Below are 26483 nucleotides of genomic sequence, written 5' to 3' on the forward strand. Positions count from 1 at the left end.
GGCATTTTAAGGGATGAATTTTTCAGGATAGTAATAAAAAAAAGCCCCAAATAAACCTGTTTTTTTAAACAGATAAATTTGCGGCTTTCTCTAAAACTCCAGCCTTAATATCAACTTAACTATCCCTTTGAGGATATGGCTAGTTAGCTAACATTAATAATATACGCATTCTCAGAATTTATCAACAATTTTCTAATATCTCTTCCTAACCGACGTTGCCGCAATTCCTAGCTCATCCCGGTATTTTGCGACAGTTCGCCTGGATATCTCCATATTTCTCGCTTTTAGCATATCCGCCAATTTTTGATCGGAATATGGGCTTTTGGGGTTTTCAGAAGCAATGATATCGCGAAGAACCAATTTGATAGCATCGGTTGTCACACCTGAGTCATTTTGGTTGCCCCGGCCCATGCTGTTGGCAAAGAAGAATTTAAACTCAAAAATTCCCCGGGGAGTCTGAACATATTTATGAGCCGTAGCCCGGCTGACTGTGGACTCATGAACGCCAATTTCCTCGGCAATATCTCTTAAGGTAAGGGGCCTTAAATAGCGAATTCCGTTGCGCAGAAACTCCGATTGCCACTTCACAATGGCATCCGCTACTTTATAGAGGGTTAATCGTCTCTGTTCAATACTGCGTATTAGCCAAGCTGCTGCATTTAATTTTTGCTCAACAAATTTACGGATATCCGTTCCCTCATCTTGGCTTAAAGCATCCTTATAAGCTTTATTCACTCCTAAGCGAGGAACGGTAATGTCGTTAACGAGAATAATGAATTCTCCTTCGATCTCTTCTATGACGACATCCGGAACGATATAGCGCACTTCCCCAGGGCCTGAAAAGCGCAGCCCGGGTTTGGGGTCCAGTTTTCGGACTAAATCTGCCAGCTCTTGAACCCTACTTAGAGAGATTTTTAAAGCATGGGCAATTCGCTGCAGGCGTCCGGATGCCAAATCCTCCAAGTGCTTCAAAAACTCCGGTAATTCTGAAGGACAGTTTTCAATCAGGGGCAATTGCAAAGAAAGACATTCCTCTAAATTGCGGGCACCTACCCCCAAGGGATCCAGACTCTGGACAGCTTTCAACACTTTTTCAACCTCAGCCAGCGGAACCTCAAGTTCACGAGCTATTTCTTCTGTGGATAAGGTCAGATATCCTTTATCATTGAGATTCCCGACAATATACTCAGCAACTTCTAAAGAAACAGTAAACTTTTGAACATGGAGTTGTTCGAGCAAATGCTCCAAAAGTGTTGGCGCAGCTGCAATAAAAGGATCATAGCGTTCCTTATCTTCCGGAGCTACTCGTTCTTGGCGAACCCGGTTTTCCTCCTGATCATGGAAATAGTCCTGCCAGTCCATTTCCCATTTGTCATTAGCCGGGGTCTCTTCTGCAGCCGAAGGCTCTGTATCCCCCTTGGTATCCGCACTTTCTTCTAAATTTTCCAGTAAGGGATTCTCTAAGAGCTGCTCCTCAACGTACGTGGAAAGGTCAAGTGCGGATAACTGCAAAATCGTAATTGCTTGGCGCAATTCTGGAGTCATAATGAGTTTTTGAGTTTGCTCGAGACTCAAACCATAACCTAACCGCACCTTATTCCCCCCTTTAACTCAATCTAAAACTATCTTACTAGTACTTTATTTTAAGTTCCCAGTCTTTGGTTCCTAATCTGATTTGCAAATTCGTCGATTTTTCTCATTCGGTGATTCACGCCGGATTTGCCCACCTTTGGATTTAGCATTTCACCAAGTTCCTTTAAACTGGCTTCCGAATATTTCAAACGCAGCTCAGCAATATCTCTTAATGTAGAAGGCAAGGATTGTAAGCCAACGGTATCCGCAATATATTGGATGTTCTCTAGCTGCCGTACTGCAGCATCGACAATTTTGTCCAAATTGGCAGTCTCACAATTTACCAGTCGATTCACTTGATTACGCACATCTTTAAGAACCCGAACATTTTCAAATTCCAATAAGGCATGATGAGCTCCGATGAAGCCGAGAAAATCTACGATGTGTTCGCTTTCTTTGAGATAAACCACATACCAGTTTTTACGCATGCTTACTTTTGCTCGTAATTTAAATTTGTTAATCAATTGACACAAAGCCAGGGCATGTTGTTCATCATTACTGACAATTTCAAGATGATAGGTTCCCTCAGGATTGTTGATGGAACCTCCTGCTAAAAAGGCTCCTCGCAAATAGGCTTTTTGATCACACCTCTTTTTAATAAGATTAGGAGCAATTCCTGGGTAAATCTGACCGTCTTCATCCATTAGCCCCAAATTTTTCAGGTCGGCCAAGCCACGGGGATGAATTCTCACTAAATAGGAATTGTTCTTACGCAATCTAAGCTTGCGGCGAACGACAATTTCAACTTGACGCTTGAGAACATCTTTAGCTAAGCGATAAATCTTACGTGCCACAGGTGCACTCTCTGTGATGACGTTCAAAGTATATTGATGATGAGCACTTATCTGGAGGGTTCCGTCCATTCGGACTAAAGCTGCCAGTTCCGCTAAATCACAACAGGATTTCTGGTCGCTAAGACGAGCAAGCTCTTCCTTTGTAACAGCACTAAAAGACATTCTCCAGTCCCCCTCTTATCATGGTTCAAGGTCCGAGATTCGTGGTTCGCTGCTAAATCTCGAGTAATTCACCAATTTCAAAATTATCGAATTTATTTAATTGCAGGCTGCCCGTCTTGGATAAAGTGAGTTCCTTTTTTATCTTAAAGGGTACCTAGGAATTTTTTCGGAGCTTCCGGGTAAGCAAATAGGAGTCAACGAGAGCAATTCGTTCTCCGATAGGCTTTAAACGAAAGAGGAGGCGAATTAATTCTTTCGCCAAGCGATCCGAATCATGGCGTACAACATTCCTTTCCTGGACCAAATTCGCTTCAAAATACTTAGCACCTAGATGCTGTACCATTTTGGGATCTGCTGCAACCGGAGCAGCATCTTCTTGGCTATAGCGTTTTAATAAGGGTGCGGTAATTTCCCCCCGTGAAGCAAGCACCGCATCAACAAAATCCGTCCCGCAATGGTCAATAATCGCTTGGAGATGATCGGAGACTTTATACCCGTCTGTCTCCCCCTTCTCCGTCATAACATTGCAGACATAAACACAAGGTGCGCTTGCTTCTCGAATTTTTTCCCGCAGTCCTGTAACCAATAAATTGGGCAAAACACTTGTATAAAGGCTTCCCGGCCCCAGTACAATAAGGTCCGCCTCCTCGATTGCCTGTATAGCATCAGGCAATGGAGTACAGTCACTTGGTTCCAGATAGACCCTCTCTATTTTCCCCTCAGTAGCCCTAATGGAGGTCTCTCCTACGACACGGGTCCCATCCTCCAAATCTGCCATTAAAACAACTTGATCCAACGTTGTAGGAAATACTTTACCCCGCAGAGCAAAGACTTTGCTTACTTGTTCAATTCCCTTTTGAAAATCACCAAAGGTATCCGTCAATCCCGCCAAAAGTAAGTTTCCTAAACTATGTCCTTTTAGCGCTCCGCTTTCGAAACGATATGAGAAAAGGGTGTCCATGATTTCCTCTGTCTCTGCCAAAGCGACCATACAATTGCGCACATCCCCCGGGGGTTGTATGCCCAGTTCATTGCGCAGCTTCCCAGAGCTTCCTCCGTCATCAGAAACCGTAACAATCGCTGTAAGATTACAGGTATATTGTTTAAGCCCCCTTAACAAAGCGGAAAGTCCTGTCCCACCGCCTACAACAACAATCTTTGGTCCCCTTCGCAAATGATGGCGAGAATATATTCTGTCCACAATCCTCAGCTCATTTTCTGGCAACACGGAGGAAATAATCGAATTAAGCATTTGTTTAAAACCAATGATAATTGCCAAAATACCTACAGCGCTGATAATAGCTCCCGTGGGTATGGTTATCTCCTTTGTACTTCCGGTCAATCGATAAATAACTTCTCGAAACTGCAGCTCAGCGTAGCCGATTGCTACACCGTCGTTCATCACTGAAAAACCTGTTGCAAACAGAAATATTCCCAGAACAGCTAAGAGAAACCACCGCTTCACTTTAATATCAGGATAAAGCCATTTTAGGTATCTATAGATTATTTCATACCTTTTTGGGTTCATTGCGCTAGTCCACGCTTTTGGTTTTTTGCAGCGTCCCGGTGTTTGATGTTAATAGTATAATCATGTTCTTTCAAAAAACTCCCTACTCGTTCGGCAATAGCTACAGAACGATGTTGACCTCCTGTACAGCCAATGCCAATGACCAAATGTGTTTTTCCTTCACGGATATATTTAGGCAGGATATACTCTAATAAGTCCAAATACTTTTCCATGAAATCTTGTGCCATTTGATTGCCGAAAACGTACTCCCGCACCAGTTCATGCTCTCCCGTTAAAGGACGTAAGGATTCCACATAAAAGGGATTAGGAAGAAAGCGCACATCCATGATCAAATCGGAATCCATAGGAATTCCATATTTAAAGCCAAAGGATACTACTGAGACAGCCATTTGTCCCAACCCTTGGGATTTGCAGAAAAGCTCTGCAACTTTGGTCCGCAATTGTGAAGCCGTTAAGTTCGATGTATCGATAATGTTATCGGCTCTGATTCTCAGTTCCTCTAACTGTTGCCGTTCGGCCTGAATTCCGTCTAAGACCCGTCCGCGAGGAGAAAGGGGATGCCTGCGCCGGGATTCTTTGTAACGGCGAATTAAAGTCTCATCGGATGCATCCAGGAAAAGGACTTCAATATTAAATCCCTCTTTTTCCAAATTGCTTAAGGCCTCACTGAGGGACGAAAAGAATTCTCCGCCGCGCAAATCACAAACGATGGCTGCTTTGGAAACTTTGCCTCTGGATTGAGCACAAAGTTCCGCGAATTTGACCAGAAAAGTAGGGGGCAGATTATCGACGCAAAAAAAACCTTGATCTTCAAGACTTTGCATAGCCTGAGTCCGCCCGGCGCCGGATAAGCCTGTAATGACAATAAGCTCTAAGCCTTGTTTATTCATCGTTTCACCTCCTCTTCTATCTTATGATTGCCCTTTTACTGATAAAACTTTTCCAGCTTGCTCCTGGGCATTGTTTAGCGCTTCCTCAGGGGCAGTGCCCCCTGATAGGACATCACTCCAAGCTGCATCTTGCAGGGGAATCAGCTTCCATTCATAGGTGTTCCCCTCCAAAACCCAAGCCTTGGAAAGAGCAATACTTGCTTGAGGAAAAACGCCTTTCTGAGCTTCTGGACGTTCATAATAGCTTTTATTAGCTGGGAGCAATTGTCCTGCTTCCACCATTGCCCCCTCAACTTCCGGTGTGAGCAAGGCTTTTTCCACCGTCTGTATAGCAGCTGTCGTCCCCGGCGTTGTTTTAATGGCCGAATTGGCAATGCCTAAGGTTCTGCCGATTAAAGACTGCCCCTGCCCGCCCAGCAAATCTGAGAGAGGTATACTCCCCCAGGGAACATTTAATTGAGTTAAGTATTTGGCCGAACTGGCTCCGGCAATTAAATACGGTGTCTGTCCATTGGCAAATGCTGTTAGAGCAGAGGGATCAATGCGAAAAAGGGCTGAATTCCGCCATGTCAAGAGCTGCTGAAGAAAGGCTAGATTAGCGGCATCATTTAAACTGGGTTTTCCGCCATTCATCAAGCGCCCTCCCTGCCCATTCCACCACGCAGACAATGATGCTGTGTCCGGAGAAACCAAGGAAACTCCATTAGCAGAAAACAGTTCTGACAAATCAGCGGGAACAGTTGCTGTATCCGTTCGAAAATAAAGCAAAGGAATATCCGTCAGCCAAGGAAGGGCATACTCTGTCTTGCTAAATCGAAAGGCAGCTAAGGCGGCAGGAAAACTTGCTTCATCAATATAAGCTGCCGGTGCTAAGGCTCCTTGTCCATAAAGCTGATGAATTGTTTCCCGGGAAGCGATAAACATTTCCGGTCCTTCTCCGCCTGCCTCAGCTTGGTAGGCGCTGGCTGCAAAGTTTTGTTCCGGAACGTAATTCAGCTTAACAATCACTTCCGGATGTGTCTTTTCGATGGATTGAACTTGTTTTTCCAAGGTATTGAACTCTGCCCCTTGCAAAGAATGCCATATATCCACAACAGCCGGAGCCGGCCCGCCAGGTTGTCCTGTCTGCGGAGCCGAAGAACAGCCGCTGATAAACATAACTATGGTCAATATTAAAGACCATCGCTTTAATATCTTACCCTTCTTCATCATAACGATAAGCCTTAACCTTCCCTTGTTGATAGTGAAAAAGATACCAACCCTGTTTTTTCGATTCTTCATCATTGTCCAGTTCCGCTGTAAAGTAGGCAACGGCCGTATTGCGGAACCACTGACGCCTATCCATTCCTATTCGTTCCGGAATGACACTCTCCCAATAAGAACTCTTGCGAATCTCTTCCGAGGTCGTTTTCCAAACTTCCGAATCCATAGTGCCTTTCAGACCATGATATTGAAGATAATCCGGGATATAATTGGGACGTTCCCAAAGATAATAATCAAAGCGCAAGGCATCTCTGATTCTAGACCACGAAAACGGGTCTGTCCCTAGCTTTTCTTCAGATAACTCCCGAAGAAATTCCCAAAGTTTATCAAAGAGTGCTTTCCCCTGCCACTGACGGCCAAACCAGCCCTTTTGCTGCCAAAATTCTGCAAACTCATGGTAAAAATCGAAGGGCGTTGAAAAAAGGGTCGTTATGATCCCTAAAGCATGTTTGAATTTCCCCGAATTATAATATCTGTCAAGCACATCTTCTATACGCTGCAATTGAAGCAGCTCACTATAAGACAGTACCTTCGTAGCTAAAATGGTATAGGGAGGATCCGGTGCAAATACCAGCCCATAACGCATGCTTTGCAGGCGCAGGCCTGATCCTCTTAGTACTTTCAAAAACCCCAGCTGCAGCATATCAGGGGCTACTGTATAGACCTCATTAAAGGATTTTCCGAAGGTTTGCCAATCTTCCTCCGGTAACCCGGCAATCAGGTCCAGGTGAAGGGGTATCCCAAAAGCCTTCATCTCTGAGATATATTGGCTCCATTTTTCAAAGTTTTGCGGTCGTGAGACAATTTCCAGTGTCGGCCGGTGAGTGGATTGGACGCCAATTTCTAATTGAATTAGACCCCGGGGATAGTTTCGAAAATATTCCATCCATTCCCCATCTAATAAGTCTCCTGCCATTTCACAATGAACCCTTATCTCCTGAGTATCAGGGTGGTTCACACTTTCCTCACGTACAATATCCAATATTCTCATAGCATGACGTTTATTAGCATTAAAGGTTCGATCCACGAATTTTATGGTTCGGGCACCATTTTTAAAAAGGCAGCGCAGCATTTTTCGAAACCTTTCTGGATCCAAAAAACGGACCCCCTGAAAGGTTGAAGACAAGCAATACTGACAGTTAAAGGGACATCCTCTGGTTGTTTCAACATAAACCAGCCTGCCGGTGAAATCCTCCTCTTCTCCATAAGGAAATGGTAAATCATTTAAGCTTAATGCCTTTGGCGAAGGAGGATTAACTATAATTTGTCCATCAAACCTCCAGGCAAGGCCTGGGACTTGTGAAGGATCATGTCCCTCCTGCCAAGTCTGCAGCAATTCAAGAAAAGATTTCTCACCTTCGCCCATAACAAGGGCATCAACCTCCGGATGGTCCAGCAAAAATTCTTCTGCCTCAAAGGATACTTCCGGACCACCGATTACAAATCGAACTTCAGGGCAAACTGGCCGCAGTTGTCTGACCAGCGCCAAAGTTTCCTTTAAATTCCATATATAACACGAAAAGCCGATTATATCTGCTTTAATTTCGAATATTTCTCCAGCAACTCGGTCGAGATGATCATTAATACTAAATTCGCGCAGCAAAACCTCTGAATATACCTTGCTAACCTCTTCACGCAAGTACCGAATCGCAAGATTTGTATGAATATACTTGGCATTGAGGGCAACCAAAAGAATACGCAAAAATCGACAACCCCCTTTGCTTTAAGTATAGCGGTTTACCGTCCCCTTTGCAATTGTTATGCCAATTTCTCAAGACTTAAATATCCTCTCAAAATCCTTCATCCGCAAACCTATCCTGTATACTGTGAACAGTGGCTAAATATATCCTTATATAATTTATTTAGGAGGGCTACTATAACTTTTTATAGTAATACTATTGGAAATTTATTCAAATTATGTTTGCTTTTTTGTGATTTAATATTATGCCGCTGCTATGGCGGCGCCAGCACAGTATAAAAAAGATAGTACTCCCAGGTCGGGCGGCTTCGCCACATCCGCTCACCCAGCATTCCGAGACTCGCCCACTCGCCGGTGCGGGACTTCGCCAAACCTCCGGGTAGTACCTGATGTGAACCCGTGGCTCCGTTTCCCCGCGCCGTCTTGTGGGCTTTTACCGCTCTCCATGCAATGGGTTCACTCCTGTGGACGAAGCTGCCCTTGCTTTCGGGTCTAGAGGTTCGTTTAATGCATGTTTTTGGGGACCTTGGGAGGACGCTTTTTCCTGTTAGGGCAATGCTTTCAAGACTATTAATTTTTCAAAGTAACCGCCCATGCCACTGCTAAAGTGCACCAGCAGAGGACAAAAAATGCTAAAACGGCGCCTTATTTTGACGCCGTTTTTTTAAATATATATTAAATATATATATTATATGAGCTTTAACTGTTAAAGCCTCCGGGGAAAAGGATTGGGGCTACTTTTTCTGTTATTACTCCAAAAGAATACCCTTGTTGTTTAAGGAATTCTATGATTTGCGGGAGTGCCTCAATGGTTGTGGTTTTAACCTTTGTATCGTGCATTAGAATAATAACCCGAGGCTTATTAGGGACTTGAGTTTTAATATTTTCAATGAGCTGCTCTGCCGGAACTACTGGGGCAGATGCATCGCCGCAGGTGACATTCCAGTCATAGACCAAGTAACCGGCAGCGTCCAGGGCATTGTAGTAATTGATATGAAAATGATTCTGAGTTCCGCCGGGTGCCCGAATAATTTTAGGGCGAATTCCTATGGTTTTAAAGATAACGTCTTCCGCCTGTCTAATTTCTGCTAAAAAGGCCTCTGGCGTAGGGCTCGGACTTGGATAAACCGAACTGTAATCGTGAGAGTACGTGTGATTTCCAATCCCCTCTCCTTGCTCAAACTCAGCCCTCAAAAGATCCGGGTACTTGTCAACTTGAGACCCTAAGACAAAAAAAGTTGCTTTCACACCCTCGTCCTGTAAAATCTTCAGAATGCGAGGCGTTGACTCAGGGTAAGGACCATCGTCGAAGGTCAGGTAGGCAATTTTATCCGGCTCCGCGTCAAATGTTCTTCTCTGCATCGCTAGTCCCGGAGCACTGGGAGGAGTGCCGTCCAGACCATAAAAAGGATGAATCGGTGTACCGGGAGGATCTATTGAAATCCCGGAGTTAGTAGTACTTTCCTCCGAATTTCTTTGATTTGAAGAATCAGGAATAGTTTCTGTCTTAGGAGGGATAGGGTAGGTTTCCGGAGTTTGGGGAATATCTGTCTCCTGGCTTGCCGGTTCTGGCTGCTGGTAAGAGTCGGAGGTGCCGGATGGGGGAACCGTTTCTGCGGGCAGTTCATCTTTTTGACATCCATTCAAATAGATGCTCATCAGAAGTATTAAAAATACACCTGCTAATCGCCATCGTTTATGTTTTATCCACATGCTGTCTGCCCACTTTCAAAGCTTGCTAAAAACCAAGGGTTTAAAACAATACATCTATGCTGATATCATCTAACCTTTGGCAGCCTGTTAAGATCATGGCCTGTTTCAGCTCATTGGTCATTCTCCTTACAGCCAGGGCAATACCTTCAGCTCCGCCGCCATAACCGGCAATAATCAGTGGCCTGCCGATCATAACAGCGTCTGCGCCAAGAGCTAACATTTTTAACACATCGATACCTGTGCGGACTCCGCCATCGACAATTACCGGGATTCTGCCGGCAACTGCAGCTGCAATTTCCGGCAAAACTTCGGCAGTTCCAGGTGTGTGGTCAAGCATTCTTCCACCATGATTAGAGACCACTATCCCTGCTGCTCCAACCTCAACTGCTATCTCAGCCTCATCCACTGTCATAATTCCTTTAATGATAAAGGGCAGGGATGTACTGTCAATAATCTCTTTCATCTCTTCTTTAGTTTTTGGACTGACAGGTATGGTGACAAGTCCTGCAGCATCAACATCCATCCCTACAGCAATGACCCCTGCCTCTTCAGCCTGACTAAAATAATCCTTCAATTCAGCCAGTTCACGAGGCTTCATAAAAGGGATTCCTTGACCTTGAGCCTTGGCAATAACCTCAACCCCCGCTTTGTACATTGCCGGATCAGGAGCATCCCCCGTGGACCCCAGAGCCCCTGAGCTCAAACAGCCTTGGATCATCGCTTCTGCCCATTCCTCTTCACTTAAGGCTCCGCCCATATTAAAATTATTGCCGGTAATGGGAGCCCCAATGATCGGCGTCTTTAATTCCTGGCCAAATAATTTCAGCTGAGTACTCGGTTTTTTTACACCATGAAGAGTCCGTAAATTAATGCGATAACCGGCTAAGGCTTCAACATTATTTTTGAAGGAGGCCCCTGTCCCCGCTCCCCCCATACCCGGAACTTCACCTGCACAGGCTTTGCCGTTACATTCAGGACAAACCCGGCAAAATCCCTTTATTTTCTCTCGAGCAGTCTGACGCATTGTTTTGTAGTTCATTACTTATTCCTCCACTATAATTATTCAAATTGATAAATTTTTGTGCCGGGAGTCTATTCGAAATCTTGGCCTGCGCCTGGCTTCAGGACAAACCGTTCAATAGCCTCTGCCACCCCATCTTCCTCATTGCTAGCTGTTACAAAGTCCGCCTGATCTTTGATTTCCGGACGGGCATTACCCATAGCTACCCCTACTCCGGCATACTGGATCATCTCTAAATCGTTAAGACTGTCCCCAATGGCCATGACCTCTTGCTGGAGAATCCCAAACCCTTTGGCCAGATAGGCTAAAGCGACCCCTTTATTAACGGAACGTTCTACAATTTCTAGAAAATGGGGTTTAGATTTCGTAATATGAACCTTGTTTCCATAACGCTGATGCAGTAAGGGCCGTAATTGATCCAAATCTGCTTCCCCGGCGATGCCCAGAATTTTTTCCACTCCTTCAGGTTCTTGGGAAAGTATGTTGGCCAGGTCCGCTTCTTCAATGTTAACACGGGCTATCCGGGCATACTCTTGGGACCATTCATTAAGTGTCTGGGCAATAACCCGGTCCTTAAGATAGATTTGAGAATAGATGCCCTTCTCAGCCAAATCTCTCACCAGCTCAGTGGAGAGGGGGCTGGAAATAACTTGCCGATACAGGATATCCCCGCTGACAGCTTGCTGAATCATGGCCCCATGATAGGTAATGACCGGTAAATCCAACCCTAATTTCTCAGCATAAGGCCGCGTAGAAATGGGCATACGGCCGGTGGCAAAGGTCACCTTCACTCCCTGCTCCCGGGCTTTAAGAATAGCTTTTACCACTCGGGGAGAAATTGTCCAGTCATCCCTAAGCAAGGTATCGTCAAGATCCATAGCAACTAAACGAATCGCCAACCTCCCGTTCACCTCCTAATTCTTCAAATAGCGCTGCAAATACTCCCCGGTATAAGAGGCCGGGAAAGCAGCAACTTCCTCAGGTGTTCCTGCAATCAGCACCTCACCGCCTCGATTGCCCCCTTCTGGGCCCAGATCGATCAGCCAGTCAGCTGTTTTTATAACATCCAGATTGTGCTCAATAACCAGGACGGTATCTCCGCCATCAACTAAACGGTGCAGAACATGAAGGAGCTTATCCACATCAGCCATATGCAGGCCTGTTGTCGGTTCATCAAGAATATAAATGGTTTTTCCGGTGCTGCGCCGGCTCAGCTCTGTGGCCAGCTTGATTCGCTGAGCTTCTCCCCCGGATAAGGTAGTTGCCGGCTGGCCCAGACGAATATAACCCAAGCCAACATCCTGGAGTGTCTGGAGCTTGCGGGCGATCTTCTGAACAACCTGGAAAAAGTCTACCGCTTCATCCACAGTCATATCGAGAACTTGAGAAATGGTTTTACCCTTATAGCGCACTTCCAGAGTCTCCCGATTATAGCGTTTCCCTTCGCAAACTTCACAGGGCACATAGACATCAGGGAGAAAATGCATCTCAATCTTAATAATCCCATCACCCCGGCAGGCTTCACAGCGTCCTCCCTTGACATTAAAACTAAACCGGCCTTGCTTGTACCCCCGCATTTTTGCTTCAGGGGTAAGGGAAAAAAGTTCCCGGATAAAATCGAAAACACCTGTATAGGTTGCCGGGTTCGAGCGCGGAGTCCTGCCAATGGGGGACTGATCGATATCCACGACTTTTTCCAGGTACTCCAGCCCTTTTAACTCTTTGTGCTCTCCCGGACGTACCCTGGCACGACTAAGTCTTGATGCCAATCCCTTATAAATAATCTCGTTGACTAAGGTGCTTTTTCCTGAGCCGGAAACCCCAGTCACACAGGTAAACAGACCTAGCGGAATACGCACGTTAAGATCTTTTAAATTGTTTTCTTGGGCACCCGCCACTTCCAGCCACTTACCATTAGGCTGCCGGCGTTCCTTGGGTACTTCTATCTGCTTGTCACCGCTCAAGTACTGACCTGTCACCGATTCCTTATTGACCTTGATTTCCTCAAGGGGGCCTTCGGCTACCACTCGTCCGCCATGAGCCCCTGCTCCAGGGCCAATATCAATAATATGATCGGCGGCAACCATGGTATCTTCGTCATGCTCTACCACAATCAAGGTATTCCCCAAGTCGCGGAGTCTCTCCAAAGTTGACAGCAAGCGGGCATTGTCCCTCTGATGCAGCCCGATGCTCGGCTCATCTAAAACATATAGGACTCCCATTAAACTTGAGCCAATTTGAGTGGCCAGGCGAATCCGCTGTGCCTCTCCGCCGGAGAGAGAACCGGCAGAGCGGGCCATGGTCAGATAATCCAGTCCGACATTGACTAAAAAGCCCAGTCTCTCCTTGATTTCCTTTAAAATCTGATGAGCAATGGTTTCTTCTTTGGGGGTAAGCACTAATTGGTTGATAAAGTTGATGGCTTCTGAGATAGACAGGCGAGACACATCATCAATGGAGAGTCCGCCCACCTTCACCGCCAAAGCTTCCGGCTTTAATCGTTTCCCTTGGCATTCCGGGCAAGGATGTTCGCTCATGTACCCTTCGATTTCGGTACGTACCGCATCCGAAGTCGACTCACGGTAACGGCGCTGGAATAAGTGAACTAATCCTTCAAAATTTGCATTATAAGTTTTTAACTGATCAAAAATATTATGAAACTGAAAGGTAATCGGGGTCTCTGTTCCGTAAAGAAGCCCTTGCCACTGACTTTCAGTAAGCTCTTGCAGGGGAGTGTCCGTTTCAAAGTTAAGATTACGGGCCACAGCCTCCATCATTTTAGGGTAATAAGTGGATGTTGACCTCACCCAAGGAGCGATAGCCCCGGCAGCTAAAGAAAGAGAACGATCGGGAATGAGCAGATCAATATCCACAGTAAGATTTGACCCTAACCCTGTACAAGCTGGGCAGGCACCGTAAGGGCTATTGAAGGAAAAAAGACGGGGAGAGATTTCCTCAAGGGCAATTCCGCAATCGGGACATGCAAAATTTTCACTAAAGCGAAGTTCTTCCCCCTCAATAATATCGGCTATGACATTTCCCTCACCCAGCTTCAGGGCCGTTTCAAGGGAATCTGCCAGCCGCTCTGCGCTTTCCGGTTTCAGCGAAATCCGATCAATGACCACTTCGATGGTGTGTTTTTTAGTTTTTGACAAAGAAATTTCTTCACTAAGATCCCGAGGTTCACCATCAACCCGGACACGCACATACCCGGCCTTGCGGGCGTCTTCAAAAACCTTTTGATGTTCGCCCTTTTTCCCTTTGACGAGGGGGGCTAAGATCTGTAATCTTGTCCGCTCAGGAAAACTCATTAACTGATCAACCATTTGCTGAACGGTTTGCTGAGTAATTGCCCGCCCGCATTTAGGGCAATGAGGATGTCCAATTCGGGCAAACAACAAACGCAGGTAATCAGAAACTTCTGTCGCTGTGCCTACGGTAGAGCGAGGGTTTCGGTTTGTCGTTTTTTGATCTATGGATATGGCCGGAGACAGACCCTCAATAGAATCAACATCAGGCTTATCCATCTGACCTAAAAATTGCCGGGCATAGGCAGAAAGAGATTCTACATAACGCCGTTGTCCCTCTGCATAAATGGTATCAAAGGCCAGGGATGATTTCCCCGAGCCCGATAAGCCGGTGATCACCACCAGCTTGTTTCGTGGAATATCAATATCAATATTTTTTAAATTATGAGCCCTTGCTCCACGTACTCGTAAATAGTCTTGAGTCATTGTTTGCCTCATTTCCTGCTTTTTCGAGAAGATACTTGTTTCTTCTGGGTTCTGTGATCGTAGTGACTATTCCTTTTGCTTTTACCTTGTTGACTAGTCATTTTATAGTTATTTTCTTCTCCCTTTAACTCAATCATAGCGTCTCGAATCTCAGCAGCACGCTCAAAATCCAAGTCCCGGGCTGCCAACCGCATTTCGGCTTCCAGAGTTTTAATGAGCTGATCCAGTTCCTCAGGAGGAAGCTTTTTGCCGTAACTCTTTTTCGTCTCAGCCACTTTTGTGGCTTCCGGCCCATCATGAACTGCTTTGCGAATGGTTTGCGGCGTAATTCCCAACCTTTCGTTCCAAGCCATTTGAATTCCCCGGCGCCGGTTGGTTTCATCGATAGCATTCTGCATGGAGTGAGTAATTTTATCACCATACATAATAACTTTACCTTCAGCGTTTCGAGCTGCCCGGCCGATGGTCTGAATAAGGGAACGGTCAGAACGAAGAAACCCTTCTTTATCAGCATCAAGAATCGCAACCAGAGAGACCTCCGGCAAATCCAGACCTTCCCGCAGCAGGTTAATACCCACCACGACGTCAATCTCACCCAGGCGCAGTTCCCGCAGGATTTCCACCCGTTCAAGGGTTTTAATATCTGAATGGAGATATTTCACCTTAATGTCCAGATTGATGAGGTAATCCGTCAAGTCTTCCGCCATTTTTTTTGTTAAGGTTGTAACCAGAACCCGTTCGTCCTTAGCAATTCGTTTTTTTATTTCTGCCAGCAAATCATCAATCTGTCCCTTCGTTGGCCGAAGGATGACTTCCGGGTCCAATAATCCCGTTGGCCGGATGATTTGCTCTACAAAACTAGGACAGTGAGCTATTTCATATGGGCCCGGCGTAGCACTGACATAAATGCTCTGATGAATGGCTCTTTCAAATTCAGCAAAGGTCAGGGGGCGGTTATCCAGCGCTGAGGGTAAACGAAATCCATAGTTAACCAACGTCGTTTTGCGTGAGCGGTCCCCTTCATACATCCCTCTCACCTGAGGCAAGGATACATGGGATTCATCAACAAATAAAATAAAATCTTCCGGGAAATAATCCAGCAAGGTATAGGGGGTTTCTCCGGATTCACGGAAGGTTAAGTGACGGGAGTAATTCTCAATTCCGTTGCAATAGCCCATTTCTCTAAGCATTTCCAGATCATAGCGGGTTCTCTGTTCCAGACGCTGGGCCTCTAACAGCTTATTTTGGGAATTGAGAATCTTTAATTGTTCTTCCAGCTCCAGCTCAATATTTGCTGCAGCCTCCATAACCTTCTCTTGGGCTGTTACATAGTGAGAATTTGGGAAAATTGAAACATGGTGACGTTCTCCTAAGATCTCCCCAGTCAGCACATTGATCTCGTAAAGATGTTCTATTTCATCCCCAAACATATCCACCCGAATCACTTGTTCACTGGAAGAAGCCGGATAAATCTCTACAATATCTCCCCGTACTCGGAATGTTCCTCTTGTAAAGGCAATATCATTACGATCATACTGAATGGCGATTAGTTTGCGAAGAATTTCATTTCGGTCCACAACCTGTCCTCTTCTTAAGGAAAGAACAAGATCCCGATAGTCTTCCGGCGAACCTAAACCGTAAATACAAGAGACACTGGCTACAACGATAACATCCCGCCTTTCCAGCAAAGCCGCCGTTGCTGAGTGGCGCAATTTCTCAATTTCCTCATTAATTGAGGCATCTTTTTCTATAAAGGTATCACTGGAGGGCACGTATGCCTCCGGCTGATAATAATCATAATAACTGACAAAGTATTCCACAGCGTTCTCAGGAAAGTATTCTTTGAATTCGCTGTAAAGCTGGGCTGCGAGGGTTTTATTATGGGCCAATATCAGAGTTGGTCTTTGAACCTTGGTTATGATATTGGCCATGGTAAATGTTTTGCCTGATCCTGTAACTCCCAGCAGAGTCTGATTAGGCAAGCCCCTATTCACCCCTTCAGCCAGAGCATCAATAGCCTGGGGCTGATCCCCATTAGGCTGGTAAGGGGCATGTATGCGAAACTCCATGCTCCGGTCTTCCTTTCAAATATTAATAAGCTTTTCTATTTATTTTACATCGAGCCTCTGGCTTATACAAATGAAAATAACCCCACCTTATTATTCCCAGCTGCATTAAGAACACCCACTTTTTAGGTGGGTGTTTGTGTTTAGCTATTTTTTGCTTTCTTCTTTCGTACCCCCTTCTTGTTCTTTAGAGGTATCTTTTTCTTTATCTTCTGCTTTTTGTTGAGTTAACATATCCGGCGGAACAGTTTTCACCTGTTCATTAACCGTTTTTTCTGTACCGATCACTTTCCCTTGGGCATCCAGATAATCTCGCGTGGTTTCTGTTTTTACATGTTCCGTGACTTTCTCAACGCCCGGAGGTACAGAGCTTTGCTTATTATCTCCTTTATCGCCTTGCTCATCACCCTGTTTTTCTTGATCACTGCTATTACTATCACTTTTTTTAGTTTCAGAGGATTGATCCTTTTCCTTTTCTTTCTCTTTCTGAGCTTGTTCAGCACTCTCAATGGTTTTGGCATAGCTTTTTTGAATGACGGATAGATTGGCTGGTGTTACGGCTTTAACTTCAATAACCTTTGCCGGTATTTCACCTTGTTCGCTGGTAAGCGAGCGGTTTAGTTCCAAAGGCTCTTTCTTAATAATTTTTTGGGCCCACTGATAGGCGTTAGCCCCCTGCAGATATGGGGAAGTATCCACATCTCCTATCTGAGATCCGTTTGCCATTCTCTGCAAAGATGAGATTGAAGCTTGTCCTCCGACTAAACTAACTGTTTTATCCAGCTGAGCTTGTTTCAATACTTCACTAGCCTGGGCAGCCAACTTATCAGTATGAGCTAAGATTCCTTTTACCTTGTCAGGATTCTTTTGAAGAAACTCAACTAAATTTGTCCTTGCTACTGATTCAGTACCTTGGGGACTGGAAATTGTATGTATTGTGATTTTGGGGTACCTGCTCAGAACTGCTTTATTACCTGCTAACAGCGCCTGAGACCCGCTTTCATTGGGATCCCCCTGAAGAATAACAATATCACCTTCAGAAACTTTGCCTAACAATGTTTGAGCCATGATTTCACCCGTTTTTTCTTGATCCGGGATAACGATTCCTTCGGGTTTTATTCCTGAAGGAAGCTGGGTTAAGGCTAAAATTGGTATATCTTCAGATTGAGTTTTTTGCAAGATACTTGCGTCCCCGCCCTGATATATTAAAACCTTGGCATCTTTCAACTGAGACTCACTATCTGATTGCCCTACATAGTTTATTTTTACATCTTCCTTCTCAGCAAGATCATCAATTCCTTTAGTGATAAGAAGTTTATTGGGGTCCTCTTCATTTAAGGAAACTGCTATAATTGGTTTACTTGATTTTTTAGCAGTTGTTTTATTTTTATTTTTTCCTAAAAGATCTTGAAGACTGCAGCCTGTTATGGTTAAACTAAGACAAAGAGGAATTATGATCAACAAGAATCGCCATTTTTTTGACATGTCATTCACTCCTTTCGGGGTACTTAATGCAATTCTTTAGATTAGTTTCCCCTCGTCGTCATAAAAAATGCAGTTGAAAATTTTCCCTTATCAGTGCGTATATTTTAAGGAGGGCTTTTATTTGACTATTAAATTAGAGCATGTCTTAAAACGGGTCCAAGCTCTTCCGCCTCTTCCCACATCAGCTTTGCGTGTCATTGCCTTAACTAAGAATCCTCAAACAACGGTAAAAGAGCTTGAAACTATCATAGCCAAAGACCCCTCACTTACTGCCGGTATCTTAAAACAAGCAAACTCTGCTTACTATGGATATGCCCGGCGAATTTCTTCTCTTCAAGAAGCTATTGTCATGCTCGGCTTTCAGGTTACTCAGGGATTAGCTATGGCTTCTGCTGTCGCTCCTTTATTAAAAAGCAATTTACCCGGCTATGAAATAGAACAAGAAGGCCTCTGGCAGCATTCTTTGCTCACAGCTATGACGGCCAAGCGTCTATGTCAGCATCTAAAACTTCCTTTTGGAGACATTGCTTTCACAGCCGGACTGCTCCATGATATTGGCAAGCTGGTCATCTCAATTTATGTACAGGAAGTTGGCGCTTTCCTTGTTGAAAAAGTAAAAGAAATTAAACTATCCTATGTTGAACTTGAAGAAAAAGTTATAGGATACAACCATGCCACCGTCGGCGGATTCTTAGCAAGAACCTGGTTTCTCCCCGAAGATCTGGTATCTGCTATTACCTACCATCATACACCTTCGGAGGCACCTAGTTATCCGGAACTGGCCAATATTATTCATGTCGCTAACGGGGTTGCCAGTTTATTAGGAGTCGGCGGCGGTATAGACAGTTTATTAAACCCCATACAACAAGAAGCTCTCGACAAACTATCCCTGAAAACTGAGGATCTCGAGAGTTTAATGTCAGAACTCGGTGAGTTCATTGTAGACCCAACTTTGTTCAGTTTATAAGTTTAAGTTTTACAACCTTTGCTATTTAAATCACATAAAATTTGGTTGAGTACAGTTTCCCGGTAGGTATCTACTTGATCAAAATTGACAGCATCCATATAAATCCCTTTAAGCTGTGCGCGATAGGCGTGCCAAGACGATAGAGTATCTTTCAACGTTTTGCTTAAGGGCCGTGCTAAACCCTGGTCTTCCAAGTTTTCCGGATTTCCTTGCCAAATGGCCAAATGGCGTTCAGGAAATGTTATTCCAATTACATCATCGGGATTGAGAGGGTGCAAAACAATTTCAATTAATTGACCTAACTGCTGGGCTTCACGCAATACCCAATCCAGAGCATCTAAGGTATCATCACCTTCCAATCGGATCTGGTCAAAGTCCGCCAAAAAATGAGGGGCTAGATTCAACCAGCCATCCGGAGTCAAACCATGCAAAAAAAAGGGATTTACAACACTTTTTTGGAGTAGTTTAAGAGCATTTTCCGCTAAAGGCCATGGTCCTGTATTTTCTTTTTTTACTTTAAGCTGAGCGGAATTTCCCAGTATCCAGGAACTATTTCCTTTGTCCTTGAGAGGTTTGGTGCTTCGTGAACCTAACAAAGATCCCAGCTCTGCAGCCAGCTCGTCTTCCAAGGTCATTTGTAACTCTTGAAGGGCCTTTTCCATCTCAAGGATGGAAGAACGTTCTCTCTCAAGTTTTACCTCGTCGCAGAACATGCTAAAGTCTGTGAATTTCTCAACAACACCCGGTGCCTGCCAACGAAGGGGGGAAACCTCCATGGCATCAAGTACTGCCAGACCCATGCGAGGCATGATAAACCCTGCCATGGAGTCCGGATCACGCACCGAGCGCAAAAAATCAATCTCATACCCTCGATCCAATAATTCAAGACCAATAATTTTGATCATTGTGGATTTTCCTGTCCCAGGGCCTCCCAATAAGACGTAAACCCGTTTCCAAGTTGGCATCATATTCGGTAAGAGAGATATGTAGCCTCTTGTCGTCAGTCCTTCGGCAAAGTAATGTCGCACTCCATTCTTATTTCTCATGCTTTGTTACCCCCGTTGTTTTTTTCGGTCAGCGTAGTCTATGCAAATTGAGCCGGGAAGGTAACCAGTGGCAAGCGTAATACACATAATAAGGGCTATACAAAACTCCTCAGTTTTGTATAGCCCTTCCCTTTTTAATTATTTTATTTTATTTTTCCTTTTAAGGTTTCCAATGCTTTTTGTAACTGCGGATCAAAGTTGGTGTCTTGGGGGGATATGGTTGCCTGCTGTCCTTTGGGAAGCTCAACCACAACATCCGGTTCGATTCCCTTCTTATGAATATCCACTTTATTCGGTGTTAAATATTTGGCCGTGGTAAGTTTAACACTGGTTCCTCCGTCTAAAGGAAAGATGGTTTGAACAATCCCTTTTCCGAAGGTTTTTACTCCAACTAAAGTGGCTGTTCCTTTGTCTTTAATCGCTCCTGCGACAATCTCTGAAGCTGAAGCACTTTCTTCATTCACCAGCACAACCAGAGGTATTCCCAAATAAGTACCCGTCGCCATCTTGGTATCAATGTTCCCCTGCTTATCCACGATGTAGACAACCGGCCCGTCGGGAATGAAATAGCTGGCCACGTCAACGGCTGCATTAAGCTCTCCGCCATGATTATACCTTAAATCCAAGATTAGCCCCTTGAATTGTTGGATGTTCATGGTGTTCAAAGTATCCTTAAGTTCCGTCCCGGTCTCAGAACCAAACTGACTGATGCTGATATAGGCTATGTCAGAGTTCCCCGGCAAAGCTTCCCCATCCACGGTGGGGACTGTGATATTTTCTCTCGTCAAGTTAACGGTGTAGGTTTTATTGGTGCTTTCCCGATAGAGGCCCAAGCTAACCTGGGTACCAGGATCACCCCGCATCAGCGCTACCGCTGCCTCTTGGTCCATACCTGCCGTATCTTTATCATTAATTTTACTGACAACGTCACCGGACTGGATTCCGGCCTTGCTAGCCGGTGAGTTCTTGATGGGGCGCAGCACCACGAGTTTTTTGGGATCTTTGAGACTCAAAACAATCCCTATCCCCCCAAACTTTCCTTCAAGCAGCTGAAAAAGTTCCTGGTTTTCTTGAGCATTCATGTAGGTTGAATAGGGATCACCTAAAATGTCGACGATTCCTTTTGTAGCGCCTTCTACCAGCTGAGCTGTTGTTACATTTTCCAGATAATCGTTGCGAATCAGCTGAACAACATGGACTAACCGTCCCAGATTATTGACGTTGGCAATGACTGCACCACTCACCAGGGTTGTCACCAGTACAGAAAATACCACAAAGAGTACACCAATGTTTTTAGCAATTCGTTTCATGTTCCACTCTTGCAATCCAGTAAACTCCTTCCCTCTTGTACCTCTTGGCAGAGGCTTTCCACCAGCAAAGTCTTCTATAGACTCGCTTTTATTATATGCTTATCCTTGTCCAGAAATACTGCTTATCCATCAGTTCGCAAAATACTGTAAGGGATCAGTGGGATTTCCTCCTACCCTCACTTCAAAATGCAAGTGTGCACCTGTACTCCATCCTGTTGAACCAACAGCCCCAATTGCCTGATTCGCCTCAACGGATTGTCCTTCACTCACGTCCAAACGGGATTGATGGCCATAGAGAGTGGATATCCCGCCGCCATGATCAATAATGGTCATATTACCATAAGCCGTATTCCAGCCTGCCATGATAACCACCCCTGCTCCGGCTGCATGTATTGTCGTTCCTGTTGAAGCTACAATATCTGTTCCGGTATGCAGGCTCCGTTTGCCCGTAATGGGATGAGTCCGCCAACCAAAAGGACTGCTTATCTCATAGTGGCCGGGCAGCGGCCAAACGGATATGGTACCGTTCAGACCCTCTGCTCCTTTTCCTGATTGACCTGCCTGCAGCTTGCGGATCTTTTCCCCTATTGCCTTGGACTCAGCCTCTAAGCGATCAAGCTCTTCAAAAACGTCTTGCTGCGCCTTCAAATTCTGATCGAGAGTTTGTTTTTGCTGGGACTTTTTACTGTCCAATTCTGATTTAACAGCGGCGGCTTCTACTTCAAGCTTTTTAGCTTGGTCCCTTTTAGCCTGCAGGGCATCCTTTTTTTCCATGATTTGTACCTTTTGCTCCTCAATACCCGCCAGGAGCTGGCGATCATTCTCTACCAACCTGCTTAAATATTCAACTCTACTTATAAAATCCCCGAGATCCGACGACTGAAAAATCAGCTCTAATTGATTGATTTGGCCGCTTTCATAAATTCCCCGCGCCCGTTTTCCTAAAGCTGTCCGCCGGTCATCAAGCTCGTTTTCCTTTTCCTCCAATTCCTTTTGAGCCTGGGTAACTTGGTTTTGGGCCTGTATGTAAGCAACCTTCTTCTGCTCTAAAGCAGCCTGAGCCGACGCAATCTGGGTTTCCAGCTGAGCCAGCTGATCTTTCATTTTGTCGGATGTATACGTCAGCTTATTAAGTTTCCCTTGAGCCTGATCTTTCTGATTTTGGATATCCTGCTGTTCTTCAATACTATCTCCCAATTGATCCGCCCGGGAAGGCAACGCCGATGTCCCGAGCAAAAGAAGAATTACAAATACCGTTGGTACGACTTTCTTCCCGAACACTCGACCCCTCCGTCCTTAAAAAGCTTTATCCAGCGGCTTTGTGCAGCAATTCATAAACTCGCCCAGCGGCACAAAGCCCGTGAATAAAGTTAAATCGCTTTTCAGATGAGCCTCCCAAAAGAGACTCACGTGAAAAGCGTCTTTCTCCTATGTGCGAAGAAATTTTTGCAGTGAAAAGCCGCTTCCTATAGCTCCCATCGCCATTCCTGCCAATAATAACCCTCCTGACACTTGCATGAAGAGCACGTCATTTTGCACAACCGGCAGAAACGTCAAGGTTGAGCGCACATAGTCAGTAAGCCAACTGTAGCCGATTCCGACAATGATAGCAGCTAAAGCTCCTCCTACCAAACCTAAGGTTAAGCCTTCGATAAGAAAAGGCCAACGGATAAACCCGTTGCTGGCACCCACTAATTTCATAATTTGAATCTCCCGGCGCCGGGAAAAAACATTCATTTTGACATTAATTGAAATAAGCACAATGGCCGCAACACCAAAAGCACCAACAACACCAAACCCTATCCATCTCAGCCATTGGGTAAATTTCAGCAGCTGATCCACAAATCCTTGCCCGTAACGGACCTTTTCTACTCCCGAAAGGGCAGCGACAGAGTCAGCCAAAGCTGCGACATTCTGGGGATCTGTTGCTTTAACCGTAAACTTATCCGGAAAGGGGTTCGTCCCCCCCAGATCTGACAACAAATCATTTTGCTGATCCCCCATGGTTTTGCCAAAGTCCTCTAAAGCCTGTTCTTTGGTCACCAAGGTCACTGATGCAACTCCCGGTAATTCTTCAATCTTACTTTTTAATGCCTGCACTTCCGAAGGGGTCGCGCTAATCTGCACAAAGGTGGCAATTTCAAGTTCTGATTCAAAGGATTTAGCCATATTGGATGCATTGGCTAAGAAAAAAACTGAATAGCCTAAAATCACCAGAGAAACCATCACCGTAATAACAGAAGCGATACTAAGCCAGGGATTCCTTCTCATTGAATTAAAGGTTTCACGAAAAATATAACCTGAGGAATTAAGCATCGTAGCCGTATCCCCCTTTTTCCTCATCCCGGGCAACTCTGCCGTTTTCAATGGCAATAACACGTTTTTGCATTTTGTTGACAATCGCCCTGGCGTGAGTAGCCATCACAATGGTGGTTCCCCGTTTGTTGATATCATAGAGTAAATCCATAATATCCCATGCCGTTTCCGGATCCAGGTTCCCCGTAGGTTCATCTGCTACCAGTAAAGCCGGACTATTGATAATCGCCCGGGCAACACACACCCGCTGTTGTTCTCCGCCGGAAAGTTCGTGAGGATAAACATTTACTTTCACCTTAAGGCCGACAAGCTCTATAGCCGCCAAAGTACGGGCTCTTACCTCACGCTTGCCCACTCCGATGACTTCCAGAGCAAAAGCCACATTTTCAAAAACCGTCTTATTGGGAAGCAGCTTAAAGTCCTGAAAAATCACCCCAATGCTTCGTCTTAAAAAAGGGACCTCACGGTCTTTCATCCGCACTAAATTTTTATTGTTAATTTGTACCTGTCCCCGAGTGGGGATCTCTTCCCGATATAATAATTTAATTAACGTCGACTTACCCGCACCACTGGGACCTACCAGAAAAACAAAGTTCCCTTTGCCAATTTTCAGATTGATATCGACAAGGGCTCTGGCACCATTGGGATAAATCTTGGACACATTTGTTAGTTGTATCATACGGTCCTCCTTGATTTTTGGTACGCCACACCCTTTTTCTGCACAACTCTTATTTTATTCGACACCAGCCCTTAATTTCCTGTTTAAAAAAACAAACATTTCTTGGCTTTTGTGACAGGCTTTCACCAGCCCACAACCAGCCGCATATTGTATCAATAGAGTTCAAAAGCCGGGTGACTGATGCAATTTATTAAGAATAGAGTAATCCAAATTCGTCTGCGCAGACGAATTTGGATTACTGACGAGATACCCATGCTGCTGACGTTAGCACCATCAGATGATGAAAAGGGCCGTTTCCGGGGTCGGTCAGCTTCGCTACATCCGCTATAGTACCAAAAAGACCGGCCAAGCCGGTCTTTATCCATAGATATTCATTCAATTGCTTCGATGGGCTCTATAAGTTTTACTTTTTTGAGATAACCTCTTGAACGGCTTTGATAATACTCTCTTTGGTCAGGCCGTATTTTTCCAGAAGTTCAGCAGGTTTCCCCGATTCTCCAAAAGTATCTTTGATCCCAACTCGGACCATTGGTGTTGGCTGCTTTTCTGCGAGGAGCTCTGCAACGGCACTTCCCAATCCACCGATAATATTATGCTCCTCCGCTGTTACCACAGCCTTGCTTTTTTGAGCAACCTGAACGATAGTTTCCTCGTCCAGGGGCTTCACCGAGGCCACATTGACCACGCTTACGCTGATACCTTGCTCCGCTAAGTCAGCAGCTGCTTCCAAAGCCAGAGAGACCATCACACCATTGGCCATAATCGCCGCATCCGTTCCTTCTTTCAGAACATTAGCTTTGCCTATCTCAAAGTGATAGTCCTCTCCAAAAAGCAAAGGTACGTCTAAGCGGCCCATGCGGATGTAAACCGGCCCATAATACTTGGCAGCGGCTAAAATCGCTTGACGAGTTTCTTCACCATCAGCAGGAACCAGCACCGTCATATTGGGGACTGCCCGCATGATCGCCACGTCTTCCACCGCTTGATGGGAACCGCCGTCTTCTCCCACGGTAATTCCCGCGTGGGTAGCCGCGATCTTTACATTCAGTTTCGGATAGGCAACGGAATTGCGGATTTGCTCAAAGGCTCGTCCTACTGCAAAAATCGCAAAGGTGCTGGCAAAGGGAATTTTTCCGGCAGCAGCTAAGCCTGCGGCAGTCCCAATCAGGTTCGACTCGGCAATTCCCATATTAAAGAACCGCTCAGGGTATTTCTTCCCAAAATCAGCGGTTTTGGTTGACTTCGATAAATCCGCATCTAAAACAACCACGTTAGGATTTTCGGCTCCTAAGGTAAGTAGTGCTTTTCCATACGCTTCTCGGGTCGCTTGTTTATCAGCCAAGGTTTGCCGCCTCCTCACGTAATTCATCAAGAGCTTGCTGGCCTTGTTCCACCGAGGGCGCATTGCCGTGCCAGCCCGCTTGGTCTTCCATAAAGGAAACCCCTTTTCCCTTTATTGTCTTGGCAATAATCATTGTCGGCTTGCCCTTTACTTCTTTAGCCTCTGCAAAGGCTGCCAGCAAAGCCTCAATATCATGGCCGTCAACTTCAATCACATGCCAGCCAAAGGCCTGCCATTTTTTATCCAAGGGGTCAGAACACATGACACTGTCGGTCTTCCCGTCAATTTGCAGTCCGTTGTAATCTAAGATCCCCGTAAGATTATCCAATTTATAGTGAGCTGCGGCCATGGCTGCTTCCCAGACCTGACCTTCCGCCATCTCGCCGTCACCCAACAGTGCATACACCCGGTAGTCTTTCCCGTCCAGCTTACCGGCTAAAGCCATACCATTGGCTGCTGAAAGCCCCTGACCTAAGGACCCAGTGGACATATCGACGCCCGGAGTCTTTTTCATATCCGGGTGTCCCTGTAACATACGGCCGGTTTTACGAAGTCCCTGCAGCTCTTCCTTGGGGAAAAAGCCTTTTTCCGCCAGTGCGGCGTAAAGAACCGGGGCCGCATGTCCTTTAGAAAGAACAAAACGATCGCGATCTGCCCAAGCCGGATCTGCGGGATTGATTCGCATTTCATTAAAGAATAAGGTGGCTACAATATCAGCCGCCGACAGACTTCCGCCGGGATGTCCGGATTTAGCCGCCACAAGCATGGTAACAATATCCCGACGTATGCTATTGGCCATTCGCTTTAGTTCGAGTGTAGTCAAAGTGGTCCCCTCC

20 protein-coding genes are annotated in these 26483 nt (G+C 45.4%); 1 reads left to right on the plus strand and 19 read right to left on the minus strand.

The features are described 5' to 3' along the window. Nucleotides 1-192: 192 nt before the first annotated feature. From rpoN to DESOR_RS26395, 12 genes are all read right to left on the minus strand, one after another. Nucleotides 193-1593 carry an RNA polymerase factor sigma-54 gene (rpoN, locus tag DESOR_RS26340; protein WP_014187649.1) on the minus strand — a complete coding sequence of 467 codons (1401 nt, stop codon included), beginning with the start codon at nt 1591-1593 and terminating at the stop codon, nt 193-195. Nucleotides 1594-1643: 50 nt separating this feature from the next. Further along, nucleotides 1644-2588 carry a DNA-binding protein WhiA gene (gene whiA / locus DESOR_RS26345; RefSeq protein WP_014187650.1) on the minus strand — a complete coding sequence of 315 codons (945 nt, stop codon included), beginning with the start codon at nt 2586-2588 and terminating at the stop codon, nt 1644-1646. Between the two features lie 154 nt (nt 2589-2742). Further along, nucleotides 2743-4116, minus strand: a complete 1374-nt coding sequence (locus tag DESOR_RS26350; RefSeq protein ID WP_014187651.1) for a gluconeogenesis factor YvcK family protein — start codon at nt 4114-4116, stop codon at nt 2743-2745. Continuing rightward, complete coding sequence (gene rapZ / locus DESOR_RS26355) at nt 4113-5006, minus strand: RNase adapter RapZ (protein WP_014187652.1); 894 nt, start codon at nt 5004-5006, stop codon at nt 4113-4115. The genes DESOR_RS26350 and rapZ overlap by 4 nt, the downstream gene beginning before the upstream one ends. Before the next feature lie 21 nt (nt 5007-5027). Further along, a complete protein-coding gene (locus DESOR_RS26360) occupies nt 5028-6218 on the minus strand; it encodes a sugar ABC transporter substrate-binding protein (RefSeq protein WP_014187653.1) in 1191 nt (396 codons plus the stop codon). After that, complete coding sequence (locus DESOR_RS26365) at nt 6202-7971, minus strand: B12-binding domain-containing radical SAM protein (RefSeq protein ID WP_014187654.1); 1770 nt, start codon at nt 7969-7971, stop codon at nt 6202-6204. The genes DESOR_RS26360 and DESOR_RS26365 overlap by 17 nt, the downstream gene beginning before the upstream one ends. Nucleotides 7972-8667: 696 nt before the next feature. Then, nucleotides 8668-9627: a polysaccharide deacetylase family protein gene (locus DESOR_RS26370; protein ID WP_242832414.1), complete on the minus strand. Its 960-nt coding sequence runs from the start codon at nt 9625-9627 to the stop codon at nt 8668-8670. Between the two features lie 94 nt (nt 9628-9721). After that, nucleotides 9722-10720 carry an alpha-hydroxy-acid oxidizing protein gene (locus tag DESOR_RS26375; RefSeq protein ID WP_014187656.1) on the minus strand — a complete coding sequence of 333 codons (999 nt, stop codon included), beginning with the start codon at nt 10718-10720 and terminating at the stop codon, nt 9722-9724. Between the two features lie 53 nt (nt 10721-10773). Then, nucleotides 10774-11601 carry a Cof-type HAD-IIB family hydrolase gene (locus tag DESOR_RS26380; RefSeq protein ID WP_014187657.1) on the minus strand — a complete coding sequence of 276 codons (828 nt, stop codon included), beginning with the start codon at nt 11599-11601 and terminating at the stop codon, nt 10774-10776. Between the two features lie 15 nt (nt 11602-11616). Then, a complete protein-coding gene (uvrA, locus tag DESOR_RS26385; protein ID WP_014187658.1) occupies nt 11617-14436 on the minus strand; it encodes an excinuclease ABC subunit UvrA in 2820 nt (939 codons plus the stop codon). Between the two features lie 8 nt (nt 14437-14444). After that, nucleotides 14445-16505 carry an excinuclease ABC subunit UvrB gene (gene uvrB / locus DESOR_RS26390; RefSeq protein WP_014187659.1) on the minus strand — a complete coding sequence of 687 codons (2061 nt, stop codon included), beginning with the start codon at nt 16503-16505 and terminating at the stop codon, nt 14445-14447. Between the two features lie 144 nt (nt 16506-16649). Beyond that, nucleotides 16650-17987 carry a sugar ABC transporter substrate-binding protein gene (locus DESOR_RS26395; RefSeq protein ID WP_014187660.1) on the minus strand — a complete coding sequence of 446 codons (1338 nt, stop codon included), beginning with the start codon at nt 17985-17987 and terminating at the stop codon, nt 16650-16652. Nucleotides 17988-18108: 121 nt separating this feature from the next. Here DESOR_RS26395 and DESOR_RS26400 point away from each other — a divergent pair, with 121 nt between their 5' ends. Then, on the plus strand, nt 18109-18954 hold the full coding sequence (locus DESOR_RS26400) for an HDOD domain-containing protein (protein WP_014187661.1): 846 nt from the start codon (nt 18109-18111) through the stop codon (nt 18952-18954). 2 nt (nt 18955-18956) lie between these two features. On the opposite strand, the gene DESOR_RS26405 is transcribed toward DESOR_RS26400, so the two are convergent. From DESOR_RS26405 to DESOR_RS26435, 7 genes are all read right to left on the minus strand, one after another. Then, complete coding sequence (locus tag DESOR_RS26405) at nt 18957-20000, minus strand: hypothetical protein (RefSeq protein ID WP_014187662.1); 1044 nt, start codon at nt 19998-20000, stop codon at nt 18957-18959. Nucleotides 20001-20143: 143 nt separating this feature from the next. Continuing rightward, nucleotides 20144-21325, minus strand: a complete 1182-nt coding sequence (locus DESOR_RS26410; protein WP_014187663.1) for a S41 family peptidase — start codon at nt 21323-21325, stop codon at nt 20144-20146. A gap of 114 nt (nt 21326-21439) precedes the next feature. Then, complete coding sequence (locus DESOR_RS26415; RefSeq protein WP_014187664.1) at nt 21440-22591, minus strand: murein hydrolase activator EnvC family protein; 1152 nt, start codon at nt 22589-22591, stop codon at nt 21440-21442. Nucleotides 22592-22738: 147 nt separating this feature from the next. Further along, nucleotides 22739-23626, minus strand: a complete 888-nt coding sequence (gene ftsX, locus DESOR_RS26420) for a permease-like cell division protein FtsX (protein ID WP_014187665.1) — start codon at nt 23624-23626, stop codon at nt 22739-22741. Further along, a complete protein-coding gene (gene ftsE, locus DESOR_RS26425; RefSeq protein WP_014187666.1) occupies nt 23619-24305 on the minus strand; it encodes a cell division ATP-binding protein FtsE in 687 nt (228 codons plus the stop codon). The genes ftsX and ftsE overlap by 8 nt, the downstream gene beginning before the upstream one ends. 403 nt (nt 24306-24708) lie before the next feature. After that, entirely contained in the window at nt 24709-25674 is a 966-nt protein-coding gene (locus DESOR_RS26430; RefSeq protein WP_042331722.1) for a transketolase family protein, read from the minus strand. Then, entirely contained in the window at nt 25640-26470 is an 831-nt protein-coding gene (locus tag DESOR_RS26435) for a transketolase (RefSeq protein WP_014187668.1), read from the minus strand. Before DESOR_RS26435 ends, DESOR_RS26430 begins: the two co-directional genes overlap by 35 nt. Nucleotides 26471-26483 lie beyond the last annotated feature (13 nt).

The organism is Desulfosporosinus orientis DSM 765 (genome assembly GCF_000235605.1).
Lineage (GTDB): Bacteria > Bacillota > Desulfitobacteriia > Desulfitobacteriales > Desulfitobacteriaceae > Desulfosporosinus > Desulfosporosinus orientis.